This window comes from Prosthecomicrobium sp. N25 (assembly GCF_037203705.1).
Lineage (GTDB): Bacteria > Pseudomonadota > Alphaproteobacteria > Rhizobiales > Ancalomicrobiaceae > Prosthecodimorpha.
On record NZ_JBBCAT010000001.1, the window covers coordinates 2597838 to 2611874 of the forward strand.

The 14037-nt window shown below is 72.6% G+C and carries 13 protein-coding genes; 12 read left to right on the plus strand and 1 reads right to left on the minus strand.

Annotation, left to right across the window (positions count from 1 at the left end):
* Window positions 1–64: 64 nt before the first annotated feature.
* Genes WBG79_RS11850 through leuD form a run of 11 tightly spaced genes read left to right on the plus strand, consistent with a single transcriptional unit; the run spans window position 65 to window position 12068 of the window.
* Complete coding sequence (locus WBG79_RS11850) at window positions 65–937, plus strand: branched-chain amino acid ABC transporter permease (RefSeq protein WP_337357308.1); 873 nt, start codon at window positions 65–67, stop codon at window positions 935–937.
* A complete protein-coding gene (locus WBG79_RS11855; RefSeq protein ID WP_337357309.1) occupies window positions 934–1929 on the plus strand; it encodes a branched-chain amino acid ABC transporter permease in 996 nt (331 codons plus the stop codon). Before WBG79_RS11850 ends, WBG79_RS11855 begins: the two co-directional genes overlap by 4 nt.
* A complete protein-coding gene (locus WBG79_RS11860; protein ID WP_443147427.1) occupies window positions 1926–2699 on the plus strand; it encodes an ABC transporter ATP-binding protein in 774 nt (257 codons plus the stop codon). Before WBG79_RS11855 ends, WBG79_RS11860 begins: the two co-directional genes overlap by 4 nt.
* The gene (locus WBG79_RS11865; protein ID WP_337357310.1) at window positions 2692–3393 is read left to right on the plus strand and encodes an ABC transporter ATP-binding protein; all 702 of its coding nucleotides are present in this window, start codon (window positions 2692–2694) and stop codon (window positions 3391–3393) included. The genes WBG79_RS11860 and WBG79_RS11865 overlap by 8 nt, the downstream gene beginning before the upstream one ends.
* A 3-nt stretch (window positions 3394–3396) precedes the next feature.
* Window positions 3397–4770, plus strand: coding sequence for an MmgE/PrpD family protein (locus tag WBG79_RS11870; RefSeq protein WP_337357311.1), 1374 nt, complete (start codon window positions 3397–3399; stop codon window positions 4768–4770).
* Complete coding sequence (locus WBG79_RS11875) at window positions 4767–5636, plus strand: isocitrate lyase/PEP mutase family protein (RefSeq protein ID WP_337357312.1); 870 nt, start codon at window positions 4767–4769, stop codon at window positions 5634–5636. The genes WBG79_RS11870 and WBG79_RS11875 overlap by 4 nt, the downstream gene beginning before the upstream one ends.
* An 11-nt stretch (window positions 5637–5647) precedes the next feature.
* The gene (locus WBG79_RS11880) at window positions 5648–7387 is read left to right on the plus strand and encodes a hydantoinase B/oxoprolinase family protein (protein ID WP_337357933.1); all 1740 of its coding nucleotides are present in this window, start codon (window positions 5648–5650) and stop codon (window positions 7385–7387) included.
* Complete coding sequence (locus WBG79_RS11885; RefSeq protein WP_337357313.1) at window positions 7384–9435, plus strand: hydantoinase/oxoprolinase family protein; 2052 nt, start codon at window positions 7384–7386, stop codon at window positions 9433–9435. The genes WBG79_RS11880 and WBG79_RS11885 overlap by 4 nt, the downstream gene beginning before the upstream one ends.
* Complete coding sequence (locus WBG79_RS11890; RefSeq protein ID WP_337357314.1) at window positions 9432–10046, plus strand: cysteine hydrolase family protein; 615 nt, start codon at window positions 9432–9434, stop codon at window positions 10044–10046. Before WBG79_RS11885 ends, WBG79_RS11890 begins: the two co-directional genes overlap by 4 nt.
* Window positions 10043–11452: a 3-isopropylmalate dehydratase large subunit gene (gene leuC, locus WBG79_RS11895; RefSeq protein WP_337357315.1), complete on the plus strand. Its 1410-nt coding sequence runs from the start codon at window positions 10043–10045 to the stop codon at window positions 11450–11452. Before WBG79_RS11890 ends, leuC begins: the two co-directional genes overlap by 4 nt.
* Window position 11453: 1 nt before the next feature.
* Complete coding sequence (leuD, locus tag WBG79_RS11900) at window positions 11454–12068, plus strand: 3-isopropylmalate dehydratase small subunit (RefSeq protein ID WP_337357316.1); 615 nt, start codon at window positions 11454–11456, stop codon at window positions 12066–12068.
* A gap of 209 nt (window positions 12069–12277) precedes the next feature.
* Here leuD and WBG79_RS11905 read toward each other — a convergent pair whose 3' ends face one another.
* Window positions 12278–12997: a FadR/GntR family transcriptional regulator gene (locus WBG79_RS11905; RefSeq protein ID WP_337357317.1), complete on the minus strand. Its 720-nt coding sequence runs from the start codon at window positions 12995–12997 to the stop codon at window positions 12278–12280.
* A 208-nt stretch (window positions 12998–13205) separates the two neighbouring features.
* On the opposite strand from WBG79_RS11905, the gene WBG79_RS11910 reads away from it, so the two are divergent.
* Window positions 13206–13991, plus strand: a complete 786-nt coding sequence (locus WBG79_RS11910; RefSeq protein ID WP_337357318.1) for a transporter substrate-binding domain-containing protein — start codon at window positions 13206–13208, stop codon at window positions 13989–13991.
* The last annotated feature ends 46 nt before the right edge of the window (window positions 13992–14037 follow it).

The following is a 14037-nucleotide window of genomic DNA, read 5'->3' on the forward strand; positions in this document are numbered from 1 at the left end:
CCGGACGCCTCCGCCGCCCGGCCCGGCCGGGCGGCTTTCCCCATGCGCGAGACCCCGAAAGCCGATGCTCCCCATCGACATCTTCCTGTCGGCGCTTGCCAACGGACTGATGACCGGCGCGGTCTACGCCCTGGTGGCGCTCGGCCTGACGCTCGTCTACGGGGTCCTGCACATTATCAACTTCGCCCACGGCGCCACGCTGACCGCCGCCATGTACGCCGTCTGGGTCGCCCACGACCGCTTCGGGCTCGATCCCTACGTGGCGGTCTTCCCCCTGACGGTCCTCTTCTTCGCGCTCGGCTACGCGCTGCAGCGCTACGTCATCGGCCCGGCCAGCCACGGCTCCGACAGCAACATCCTGCTCGTCACGCTCGGCCTGTCGATCCTCATCGAGAACGCGCTCCTCGCAGGCTTCCGGTCCGACACCCGCTCCATCGACGTGCCCTACGGCTTCTCCGTGGTCGAGATCGGCGCTCTCTTCCTGTCGCTGCCGAAGGTGATCGCCTTCGCGGCCTCCTTCGTGGTGGCCGGCCTGCTCTGGCTCCTCATGGCGCACACCGACATCGGCAAGGCGATCCGGGCCGTGTCCCGGGAGAAGACCGGCGCGGCGCTCTCCGGCATCCATGTGGAACACGTCTACGCCGTCACCTTCGGGCTCGGCGCCGCCTGCCTGGCGATCGCCGCCGCGCTCCTCATGCCGACCTTCCTGGTCAATCCGCGCGTCGGCAACGCCTTCGTGCTCGTCGCCTTCACGATCGTGGTCCTCGGCGGCATGGGCTCCGTCGCCGGCGCGCTCCTCGGCGGCCTGATCATCGGCGTGGTCGAAAGCCTGTCCGGCCTCTATTTCGGCGAGAGCCTGGGGCAGATCGGCATCTTTCTCATCTTCATCCTGGTCCTGCTCGTGCGGCCCTCCGGCCTCTTCGGAGCGCGGGCATGAAGGGCGCCACCCCCTATCTCCCGATCCTCGTCGCCGTCGCGGCCTTGGCCGTGCTGCCGGTCTCGGCGACCTCGAACACGCTGCTCAACTTCCTGACCTTCGCCCTCATCGTGACCCTCGCGGCACAGGGCTGGAACCTGCTCGCCGGCTACGGCGGGCAGTTCTCCTTCGGGCATGCGGCCTTCTTCGGCACGGGCGCCTACGCGATGGCGCTCCTGCAGGTGCGCTTCGGCGTGAACGCCTGGGCGGCCCTGCCGGTCGCCGTGCTGCTCGGCGCCGCGGTCGGCTTCGCGATCGGCTTTCTCGCCTTCCGGGCCCGGCTCCGCGGCGCCTATTTCGCCCTGGTGACGCTCGCCTTCGCGGAGGTCTTCCGCATCCTCGCCAACGCCTGGGCCTTCACGGGCGGCGCCGCCGGCGTGCTGGTGCCGCTGCGCCTGCAGGTCTCCGCCATGCAGTTCGAGGACAAGCGCGCGCTCTACTGGCTGGCGCTCGGCTTCGTGGCCGCCGTGCTGGTCCTGACCGCCGCCGTCGCCCGCTCGCGCTTCGGCGCCCGCCTCGTCGCGCTGCGCGAGAACGAGGACGCCGCCCGCGCGCTCGGGGTCGACACGCTCCGGGTGAAGCTCGGCGCCATCACGCTCTCGGCCGGCATCACCGCGCTCGCCGGCTGCCTCTACACCCAGAAGTTCCTCTATCTCGACGCCGGCCTCGCCTACGGCACCTGGATCTCGGTCGAAGCCCTGCTGGCGCCGATCGTCGGCGGCCTCGGCACCGTCTTCGGCCCCCTCATCGGCGCCCTGGTGCTGCTCGGCCTTGGCGAGACGACCAAGATCGCCATCGGACATGTCCTTTCCGGCTCGCTGCCGGGCATCGACCTCGTCGTCTTCGGGGCCCTGCTCGTGCTGGTCGTCGCCTATGCGCCGAACGGCGTGATCGGCCTCGCCGACCGGCTCCTCCGGCGCCGGCCCCGACCGGCCGGGGAGGGCGCCCCATGAACGGGCCGCTGCTCCGGGTCGAGGCCGTCACCAAGCGCTTCGGCGGCCTCGTCGCCGTCGACGCCGCCTCCGTGGCGGTCGCCGAGGGCTCGATCACCGGCCTCATCGGCCCGAACGGCGCCGGCAAGACCACCCTCTTCGCGGTGATCTCCGGCTTCGAGGCGCCGACGGCCGGCCGGATCCTGTTCCGGGGCGCCGACGTCACCGCGGAGCCCGTGCACCGGCGCACGCTCGCCGGCATCGCCCGGACGTTCCAGATCGTGCAGCCCTTCGCGGGGCTCTCCGTCCGCGAGAACATCGCCGTGGGCGCCTACCTGCGCCATCCCGCGCGCGCCGACGCGCTCGCCCATGCGGAGGCGGTCGGCCGGGCGGTCGGCCTCGGCCCGCTGCTCGACCAGCCGGCCGGGGCCTTGACGGTGGCCGGGCGCAAGCGCCTGGAACTCGCCCGCGCGCTCGCCACCGACCCGAAGCTCCTCCTGCTCGACGAGGTGCTGGCCGGCCTGAACCCGTCCGAGATCCGCGACATGATCCCGGTGGTCCGCCGCATCCGCGACGGCGGCGTCACCATCCTGATGGTCGAGCACGTGATGCAGGCGGTCATGAGCCTCTGCGACACCGTCCACGTGCTCGCCCAGGGCCGCCTGATCGCCGCCGGCACGCCCGCCGAGGTGGCCCGCGACCCGGCCGTCATGGAGGCCTATCTCGGCCACGGCGCCGCCGCGCGCATCGCCGCTGCGGCGGCCGGGACCGCGGGGGCCGCCCATGCTTGAGGTCCGCGACATCGTGGCCGGCTACGGCGGGGTGCCGGTCCTGCGCGGCGTCTCCCTCGACGTGGAGGCCGGCGAGATCGTCGCCGTCCTGGGCGCGAACGGCGCGGGCAAGACCACGCTGAACCGCGTCCTCTCCGGCCTCGTACGGCCCTTTTCCGGGACGATCCGCTTCGACGGCCACCCCATCGCCGGGCTGGCCGCCCCGGACATCGTCGCCCTCGGCCTCGTCCACGTCCCCGAGGGCCGCAAGATCTTCCCCAACATGACCGTGCGCGAGAACCTGGAGCTCGGCAGCTACCGCCGCGGCCGGGCCAACCGCGCTGCCAATCTCGAGCGCGCCTTCGCGATCTTCCCGCGGCTGAAGGAGAGGACCGGCCAGCGCGCCGGCACCCTCTCGGGCGGCGAGCAGCAGATGCTGGCGATCGGTCGCGGCCTGATGGCCGAGCCGAAGCTCCTGATCCTGGACGAGCCGTCCCTCGGCCTCTCGCCGCTGCTGGTGGAGGAGATGTTCGAGCTGATCGCCCGCATCGCCGCCGACGGGCTCGCGGTGATGCTGGTGGAGCAGAACGTCGTTCAGTCGCTCGAACGGGCCGCCCGCGCCTACGTGCTCGAGAACGGCGCCGTCGCCATGGCCGGCCCTGCCGACCGGCTGAAGACGGACCCGACCCTGATGACCACCTATCTGGGGCTCTGAACCATGGCCATCGTCACCCCCGGCGTCGTCCCCGCCTCGGTCCTGGTCACCCACCGGCGCCCCGAGTGGCTCGACACCTTCGCCCGCTTCGCCCGTAGGACCCGCTTCGCCGACCTGCCCGACGAGGTCGTGTCGCGCACGCGCCTCGTCGTGCTGGATTGCATCGGGGCGATCCTCGCCGGCCGGCGCGAGCCCGAGGTCGCCGAGGCCGGGCGGCGGCTCTCCCGCACCGGCAAGCCGGGCTCGCGCCTGATGCGCGCCTTCCTGAACGGCACGGCCGGGACCATGCTGGAGATCGACGAGGGCAACCAGTATGCCCGCGGCCACCCCGGCATCCACGTGGTGCCGGCGGTGCTGGCGCTCGCGGGCGGGCGCAAGGTGACGGGCGCGGACGCCATCGTGGCGACGGCGCTCGGCTACGAGATCGGCGCCCGCATCGGCATCGCGTCGAAGCTGCGCGTCACTATGCATCCGCACGGCACCTGGGGCACGGTTGGCGCGGCGCTCGCGGTCGCCCGTCTGCGCGGCGCCTCCGCGCGCGAGATCGCCGAGACCGTCAACGTGGCCTCCTCGCTCGGCCTGACGACGAGCCGCCGCACCATGCTCGAGGGCGCGACGGTCCGGAACACCTATGCGGGCTTCTCCAACATGCTCGGCATCATGGCCCACGACCTCGTCCGCGCCGGCTTCACCGGCGAAGCGGACGGGGTGGCGGCCGTCTACGGCGGCATCGCGGCCGACGACTGGCGCCCCGAGGAGATGACCCGCGACCTCGGCACCCGCTGGGAGATCGCCCGCAACTACTTCAAGCGCCATGCCGCCTGCCGCTACAACCACGGTGCCCTGGACGCGTTGGGCGAGATCGTCGCCCGGGCCGGCGGGCGGATCGACCCGGCCTCGGTCGCCGCCATCGAGGTGAAGACCTACGTCTGGGCCGCCCAGCTCGACCACCCCGAGCCGGCCAGCATGCTGGCCGCCAAGTTCTCCATGCCGTTCTCGCTGGCGACCTTCATCGTCAACGGCGCCGCCTCCCTCGACGCCTTCCGCGACCCGGCCCGGCGCGACGAGGCCACCCGGGCGCTCGCCCGGCTCGTGCGCGTCGACGAGGATCCGGCCCTGACCGCGAAGCTCCCCGGCCTGCGCCCCGCCCGCGTCACCGTCAGCCTGAAGGACGGGCGCACCTTCAGCGCCGAGGCGCTCACCAACAAGGGCGACACCGAGGACCCCTACACGGCCGACGAGGTCGTGGCCAAATTCATGGAGGTCGCATCGCCCTCCGTCGGCCCGGGGCGGGCGGAGGACATCGTCCGCCACGGGCTCGCCCTCGACAGCGCCGCCTCGCTCGCCGACCTCCTCGAACTCTGCGAGACCCGATGATCCAGTCCCTCAAGGCGCGCCTCCGGGCGAAGCCCATCCTGCTCGCACCGGGCGTCTACGACCCGCTGACCGCGCTCCTCGCCGCCCGTGCCGGCGCCGAGGCGCTCTACGTGTCGGGCGCCGCGATCTCCTACACGCGCCTCGGCCGGCCCGACATCGGGCTCGCCACCATGACGGAGGTGGCCGAGACCGTCGCGCTCATCCGCGACCGGGTGGCGACCCCGCTCGTGGTCGACGCCGACAACGGCCACGGCAATGCCCTCAACATGCAGCGCACCATGCGGCTCTACGAGCGCGCGGGCGCGAACGCCCTGCAGATCGAGGACCAGAGCTACCCGAAGCGCTGCGGCCACCTCGCCGAGAAGCGGCTGATCTCCGCGGCCGAGATGGCGGGCAAGATCAAGGCGGCCGTTGACGCGCGCGCCAGCGCCGAAACCCTCGTCATCGCCCGGACCGACGCGATCGCGGTGGAGGGCTTCGACGCGGCCGTCGAACGCGCCTCCCGCTATGCCGAGGCCGGTGCCGACGCGCTCTTCGTCGAGGCGCCGGGCTCGCGCGACCAGCTGGCCGCGGTCGCCGCCGCGCTGGGCACCCGGCTGCCCCTGATGGCCAACATGGTCGAGGGCGGCCGGACGCCCCTCTTCACCGCCGCCGAACTGGAGGCGCTCGGCTACGCGCTGGTGATCTTTCCGGGCGGCATCGTGCGGGCCGTCGCCCGCGCCGCGGAGGAGTTCTACGCCACGCTCCTGCGCGACGGCGGCACCGGTGCCTTCCGCAACCGCATGTTCGACTTCGAGGCCCTGAACGCCACCATCGGCACGCCCGAGATGCTGGCGATCGGCAAGCGCTACGAGGGCGGCGAATGACCGGCGCGACCCTGGCGGGCCTCGATCCCGTCGTCTTCTCGATCCTCACCGGCCGGCTGGAGCAGGTCGCCGACGAGATGGACGCGACCCTCTACCGCTCGGCCTTCAACCCTATCATCGCCGAGGCGCGCGACGCCTGCCACGGCCTTTACCACGCCGAGACGGGCGCGACCCTGGTGCAGGGCTCGAAGGGCCTGCCCATCTTCGTCGGCGCCATGGCCTTCGCGGTCCAGGCGGTGATCGAGAAGGTCCGCGCCGGCGCGGGCGTCGAGCCCGGCGACACCTTCATCTTCAACGACCCCTACGCGGGCGGCACCCACCTGAACGACTTCCGACTGGTCCGGCCGCTGATGCGCCAGGGCCGGCTCTTCGCCTGGCTCGCCTCGGTCGGCCACTGGCTCGACATCGGCGGCAACGTGCCGGGCGGCTATAACCCGCAGGCGACCGAAATCTTCCAGGAGGGCGTCCTGATCCCGCCCGTGAAGCTTTTCCGCGCCGGCGTCCTGCAGCAGGACGTGATCGACATCATCCAGGCCAACTCGCGCCTGCCGCGCTCCAACTGGGGCGACCTCAATGGCCAGCTCAACGCGCTCGACCTCGGCGAGCGGCGCTTCCACGCCCTGATCGACGAATACGGGGAGGAGGTCGTCGCCGCGACCCTGGACGCCGCCTCGGCCCGCGCCGCCGCGCTCATGCGCGAGAACATCCGCGCCCTGCCGGACGGCACCTACTCGTTCGAGGACAAGCTCGACAACGACGGCATCGTCGACGAGCCCCTGACGATCGCGCTCGACCTGACGGTGGCGGGCGACGCCATGACGCTCGACTTCTCCCGCTCCTCGCCGCCCTGCCTGGGGCCGGTGAACATCGCCCGGTCGACCGCCGTCGCGGCCTGCTACGTGGCGCTGAAGCACGTCTTCACGACCGTGCCCGCCAATGCGGGCTGCCTGGAGCCGATCCGCTTCGACATCCCGTCGACCACCTTCCTCGGCGTCAGCGCCCCCCGGCCCGTCGCCGGCTACACGGAGACGATCCTGCGCATGATCGGCGTCGTCTTCGGGGCGCTCGCCGAGGCCGATCCCGCCCGCGCCACGGCCGCGCCCTTCGGCACCATCAACGCCCTGTCGGTCGCCGGCCACCGGGCGGACGGAGAGCGCTTCGTGCTGTTCTCCTTCTTCGGCGGCGGTCTCGGGGGCAGCCCCGTGTCGGACGGCCTCAACCACGCCAACAACCCGATTTCCACCGCCACCATGCCGCCCGCCGAAATCCTGGAGGCCGCCCACCCCGTGATGTTCACCGAATGGGGCCTGCGCCCCGACAGCGCCGGCCCGGGCCTGCACCGCGGCGGTGTCGGCGCCGTCTATGCCCTCGAGGTGCTCGCGCCCGCCGGCGCCGACGTCGCGCTCCTCGGCGAGCGGGGCCGCTTCGCCCCCTTCGGGGTGGCGGGAGGCGGCCCGGCGGCGCTCAACCGCTTCGTCTACGACGGCCCGGACGGCCCGCGCGAGCCCGCCATGGCCTCCAAGATCACCGGCGTCCGCCTGAAGGCCGGCCAGCGGCTGCGCCTGGAGACACCCGGGGGAGGGGGCTGGGGCGATCCCTTCGCGCGCGACCCCGCCGCCGTCGCCCGCGACGTCCGGCGGGGGTTCGTCTCCCCCGCCCGGGCGAGGACCGACTACGGCGTCGCCCTGACCGCCGCCGGGGAGATCGACCACGACGGCACGCGCGAGCTCCGCGCCGGGAGGCCGGCATGACGCGCCTCGTCGGGGTGGATGTGGGCGGCACCTTCACGGACCTCGCCTATTTTGATGAGGCGACGCGGACCTTCCGGACCGCCAAGGCGCCGTCGAACCGCGGCGACGAGGCCGTCGGCTTCATGGACGGCCTGTCCCGCTTCGGCGCGATCGACGGTCTCGACGCCATCGTGCATGGGACGACGGTCGGCACCAACGCCCTGCTCGAGCGCAAGGGCGCGCGGGTCGGCATCATCACCACCCCGGGCTTCCGCGATGCGCTGGAGATGCGCCGCCGCGACCGCCCGCACACCTGGGGCCTGTGGGGCGACTTCGAGCCGGTCGTGCCCCGCGACCTGCGCCTCGAGGTGCCCGAGCGGACCCTGGCCGACGGCACCGTGCGGGTTCCCGTCGACGTCGTGGCCGTCCGCCGCGCCGCCGAGGACCTGATCGCCCGCGGCGCCGAGGCGCTCGCCATCGTGTTCGTCAACGCCTACGCCAATCCGGCGAACGAGCGCGCCGCCTTCGAGGCGGCCCGGTCCGTCTGGCCCAATCCGCACATCGGCCATTCGGCCCAGGTCCTGCCCGAGATCCGCGAGTTCGAGCGGACCTCGACGACCACCCTCAACGCCTACCTGCAGCCGGTCGTGGCGAGCTACCTCGCCAAGCTGGAGGACGCCCTCGGCTCGGCGGGCTTCGAGGGGTCGTTCCACATCGTCCAGTCGAACGGCGGCGTGATGTCGACCGCCACGGCCAGGCGCCTGCCGGTCAGGACGGCCCTATCCGGCCCGGCGGCCGGCGTCATCGCGGCGGCGGCCATCGCGGGCGCGGCGGGCTACGCCGACATCGTGACGGCCGACCTCGGCGGCACCTCCTTCGACGTCTCGCTCGTCGCCGCCGGCAAGGCCGCGCTCGCCGCCCAGACGACGATCGACTTCGGGCTGGTGGTGCGCACGCCCATGATCGAGATCACCACCATCGGCGCCGGCGGCGGCTCGATCGCCCATGTCGACGCGGGCGGGCTGATCGCGGTCGGTCCCGAAAGCGCCGGCTCGCGACCGGGCCCGGTCGCCTACGGGCAGGGCAACACCCGGCCCACCCTGACCGACGCCAACCTGGTGCTCGGCCGCATCAACGCCGAGCGGCCGATCGGCGGCAAGCTCGCCCGCCTCGACGTGGAGGCCGCCCGCGCAGCCATCGCGGCCGCCATCGGCGACCCGCTCGGCCTCTCCCCCGAGGCGGCCGCGGAGGCCGTCGTGCGCGTGGCGAACGCCAGGATGGCGGGCGCCATCCGCCTCGTCTCCATCGAGCGCGGCCATGATCCGACCCGTTTCACCGCCGTTCCCTTCGGGGGCGGCGGGGCGCTCCACGTCGGCGCGCTGATCCGCGACGTCGGCCTCAAGGCCGCGCTGGTGCCCCGCTACCCGGGCATCACCTCCGCGCTCGGCTGCATCATCGCCGACATCCGCCACGACCAGGTCTCGACCGTGAACCTCGGCCTCGCCGGACTGGACGCCGCCCGCCTCGACGCCCGCATGGCGGAGGCAGGCGAGGAGGCCCGGCGGGTGGTCGCCGGAGCGGGGCTGGCGGTCGACGGGATCGACGTGGTCTACGAACTCGACATGCACTACCAGGGCCAGACCCACACGGTCTCGGTGTCCCTGCCGGTGACCCTCGGCGCGGGCACCACGGGCGTCACCGAGGCGATCGTCCGGGAGGCCTTCGAGACGGCCTACGCCAGGGCCTTCTCCCGTCTCCTGCCGGGCATCCCGGTGCGCATCGTCAACCTGCGGACCGCCGCCATCGGCCGCCGCCCGGCCTTCGACCTGATGGCGCTGGCCCCCGCCGCCGACGCGAGCCTGGAGACGGCCCGGCGGGGCAGCCGCCCCGTCTTCTTCGCCGGCGCGTGGCACGAGGCGTCGATCTGGGACCGCCTCGCGCTGCCCGTCGGCGCCGAGATCGCCGGCCCGGCGATCCTGGAGCAGCCCGACGCCACCACCGTCATCGATCCGGGCCTCGCCGCGCGCGTCGACCGCTTCGGCAACCTCGTCGTGGAGCGCAAGCCATGAGCCCCGGCCCCCTCGACCTCACCGCCACCGCCCTCCTGACGGTGGACCTGCAGAACGACTTCATCGATCCGAACGGCGCCTACGCCCGCGGCGGCCAGTCCTCGCCCGCCATCGCGGCCCTGCCGGGGCGGGTCCGCCCCCTCGCGGAGGCCCTGCGCGCCCGCGGCGGGCTCGTGGTGGCCACGCAGTTCACGCTGGTCCCCGGCCGCGGCGGGGAGCCGCTGATCTCTCCCCACCTCAAGGCCCTGCGCCCCTTTCTCCGCAAGGGCGATTTCGCGCCCGGCTCCTGGGGCAACGCCACCGTCGACGCGCTCCAGCCGGTCGACGTGGTGATCGAGAAGATCGCCTATTCGGCCTTCTACATGACCCGGCTGGAATGGGTGCTGCGCAAGCTCGGGGTCACGCGGCTGCTCGTCGGCGGCATCGTCACCAACGGCGGGGTTGCCTCCACGGTGCGCGAGGCCCATGTGCGCGACATCGACGCGATCGTGCTGGAGGACGGCTGCGCCGCCTTCTCCGAAGCGGTGCACGCGACGGCCATCGAGGCGCTCCGCCCCGTGGCGCGGATCGCCACCATCGCCGAGATGCTGAAGGAGGTCGAGGCGGCATGACCGGACCGCGCACGCTCTTCGACAAGCTGTGGGACGCCCATGTCGTCCTGACCCGCGAGGACGGCGAGAGCCTGCTCTGGGTCGACCGCCATTTCGTCCACGAGGGCTCCCACCACGCCTTCCGGAAGGTGGACGAGCGCGGCGCCCGGCTGGCCGAGCCCGGCCTCACCTTCGGCGTCGCCGACCACTACGTACCGACGCGGGGGCGCCCGGTGATCGCCAACCGGGAGATCGCCGGGATGGTCGAGCGCCTCTCCGCCAACGCCGCCCGGCACGGCTTCCGCCTCTTCGGCCTGGACGACCCGGCCCAGGGCATCGTCCATGTGGTCGGCCCCGAGCAGGGACTGACCCTGCCGGGCCTCGTCATCGTCTGCGGCGACAGCCACACCTCCACGCACGGCGCCTTCGGGGCCTATGCCTTCGGGATCGGCGCCTCCGAGGTCGCCCACGTGCTGATGACCCAGACGCTCTGGCAGAAGAAGCCGAAGCGCATGCGCATCACGGTCGAGGGCGCGCTGCCGCCGCATGTGTCCGCCAAGGACCTCGCCCTCCACGTGATCGCCGCCATCGGCGCCGACGGGGCCCGCGGGCATGCCGTCGAATACCAGGGCGAGGCCATCCGCGCCCTGTCGATGGAGGGCCGGCTCACCCTCTGCAACATGTCGATCGAGGCCGGCGCGCGTACGGCCCTGGTGGCCCCCGACGAGACGACCTTCGCGTGGATCCGCGGCCGCCCGTTCGCCCCCGAGGGCGACGCGTTCGACCGGGCCGTCGCCCACTGGCGCAGCCTCGCGAGCGACCCGGGCGCCGTCTTCGACACCGAGATCGCGATCCGCGCCGCCGACGTCGCCCCGACCGTCACATGGGGTACGAGCCCCGAGCAGGCGCTACCGGTGACCGCCGCCGTGCCGGCGCCCTCCGGCCTGGACGAGGCCCGCGCCGCCGCCCTCGCCGCCGACCTCGACTACATGGGCCTGACACCCGGCATGGCCCTCGCCGACATCCGGGTCGACCGCGTCTTCATCGGCTCCTGCACCAACGGCCGCCTGGAGGACCTGCGCGCGGCCGCCGCCGTGCTGAAGGGCCGCAAGTCGGCCGTGCCCGGCCTCGTTGCGCCCGGCTCCTCGGTCGTCAAGCGCGCCGCCGAGGCCGAGGGCCTCGATCGCATCTTCGTCGACGCGGGCCTGACCTGGGCGGACTCGGGCTGCTCCATGTGCGTCGGCATGAACGGCGACCTCGTGCCCTCCGGGGAGCGCTGCGCCTCGACCACCAACCGCAACTTCCGCGGCCGACAGGGGCTCGGTGCGCGCACCCACCTGATGTCGCCCGCCATGGTGGCCGCCGCCGCGGTCACCGGCCGGATCACCGACGTGCGGCGCCTCGGCCCGGCCGGGACGGGAGACTGACATGGAGCCCTTCGTCCGCATCACCGCCACGGCCTGCCCGCTCGGCCTCGCCAACGTCGACACCGACCAGTTGATTCCGGCCCGGTTCATGAGCCGCCCGCGCTCCGCCGGCTACGGCTCCTTCCTCCTCCACGACCTGCGCTTCGCCCCGGACGGCACGCCCGTCCCCGGCTTCGTGCTCGACGATCCGCGCTGGTCGGGTGCCCGGATCCTGGTCGCTCGTCGCAACTTCGGCACCGGCTCCTCGCGCGAGGCGGCCGTCTACGCCCTGGCCGATTACGGCATCCGGGCGGTCGTCGCCCCGTCCTTCGGGGATATCTTCGCCTCCAACGCGGTCAAGAACGGCCTCCTGCCGGCGGTCGTCACCGAAGCGGAGGCAGAGGCCCTGATTGCCGCCCTGGAGGCCGACCCGGACGGCGACGTCACCGTGGACCTCGAGGCCCTGACGATCGCCCGCGGCCCCCTGCGCCTCGGCTTCGCGATCGATCCGGCCCGCCGCCTGCAACTCCTCAACGGCTGGGACGATATCGACCTCACGCTTCGCCACGCCCCCGAAATTGCCGACTTCGCGCGCCGGCGCCGGAATGCCGAGCCCTGGGTCGATCCGCGCCACTGAGGCCCCTCAGACCCGGCTTCCTGAAGTCTCAACCCCTTGTACTACCTTCGTTTCTGTCATGCCCGGGCTTGTCCCGGGCATCCACGACGGCCGCACCGCCCCCGTGGACCGGATTTCCGGGTCGAGCCCTGCAAGGACAGACCGATCGGCGGGACCTCGGCGCGACCGGCACTGAAAGGCCGAGAAGCCGGACCGTCGTCCGGCCGGCCTCAGATCGCCACGCCGTAGCGGGCGGCGGCCCGGCGGATGTGATCCGTCATGGCGCTCTCCGCGGCGGCCGGGTCGCCGGACCGCACGGCCGCCAGGATGGCCTCGTGCTCCCGGACGGTGTCGCCGAGCGTCTCGGGTGCGGCCAGGGGCAGCCGCTGGCTGGCGACCATGACCTCCCGCACGGCCCGGTACATGTCGGCCAGGACCGGATTGCCGCAGAGCTCGAAGACGAGGTCGTGGAAGGCGGAATCGGCCGCCGTGGCGCCCGCGAGGTCCCCGCGCCCCGCCGCCGAGGCGAGTTCCGCGACGGCGGCCTCGAGCCGCGCGAGCCCCGATGGCTCGATCCGCGCCGCGGCGAGCCGGGTCGCGTGGCCCTCCAGGCAGATGCGGGCTTCGTAGACGTCCGAGGGGCTGCCCCGCGCCCCGAAGCGCCACACCGCCTTGCGGTGGTCGAGATCCTGCACGAAGACGCCGAGCCCCGGCCGGACCACCACGAGCCCGAGGGTCTCCAGCGCCGTCATCGCCTCGCGCAGCGACGGCCGGCTCACGCCGAGTTCGGCGGCGAGCTCGCGCTGGGAGGGCAGCCGCTCCCCGGGTCGCAGGACCCCGTCCCGGATCATCCGCTCCAGCCGCCCGACCACGCTGCGGGGCACGGGCGAGCGGTCGTGCGAGATCGGGAGCTCGCTTCGCAGGCGTATGTCCGACCTGATGCGATTCATGCTCCCCCCTCGGCGGACTGACACGACCGGCTTTTCGTCCCGCAAGCCAAATCCGATCAGCGCTTTTCCGGAGTCCCACGCTTGACCCGGTCCCCTGGCTCCGCCCAAGATAGGCCGATCTGGCCGGTCAGACCAGTCAGACCGCCGGCGCGCGGGCCTTCATGACGGCCCGGCGCGAGCCCTGCCATAAACAGAAGGGGATACCAGGATGCGGATCGCTTGGAAGCTGCTGACGGCCGTGGCGGCCGTCCTCGTCTCGGCCTCCATGGCCGGCGCCCAGACCATGAAGGTCGGGGCCAACATCGGCAACGTGCCCTGGGAGTTCCAGAACGAGAAGGGCGAGTTCGTCGGCTTCGAGATCGACCTGATGAACGAGGTCGGCAAGCGGCTCGGCCAGAAGGTCGAGATCGTCAACATCCCGTTCCAGGGGCTCTTCGCGGCCGTGCAGTCGGGCCAGATCGACGCCGCGGTGTCGTCGATCACCATCACGGCGAAGCGCCTCCAGTCGGTGTCCTTCGCCCAGCCCTACTACGATTCCGACCAGTCCCTGACCGTCACCAAGGCCTCCGGCATCAAGGACCTCGCCGGCATGGCCGGCAAGACCGTCGGCGTCGACACCGGCTCGACCGGCGACATGTGGACGACGCAGAACCAGGCAACGACCAAGATCAAGGAGATCCGCCGCTACGAGGGCCTGAACCCGGCCATGCTCGACCTGGCCGCCGGCCGCATCGACGGCTACATCTCCGATATCCCGGCGCTGCTCTACTATGTGAAGGACAAGCCCCAGTTCGCCGTCATCGAGCGGATCAAGACCACCGAGCAGTACTCGGTGATGTTCGCCAAGGACGCTCCGCTCGCCACCAAGGTGAACGGCGTGATCACGGAGATGAAGAAGGACGGCACCCTGGCGAAGATCCACAAGACCTGGTTCGGCACCGATCCGGACCCGGCGCTCGCGACCGCCAAGGTCCTGGACATGCCCAAGCCCTGAGCCCGTAGGGCGCCCCGGCTCCGACCGGGCCTGACGACACGCGGAG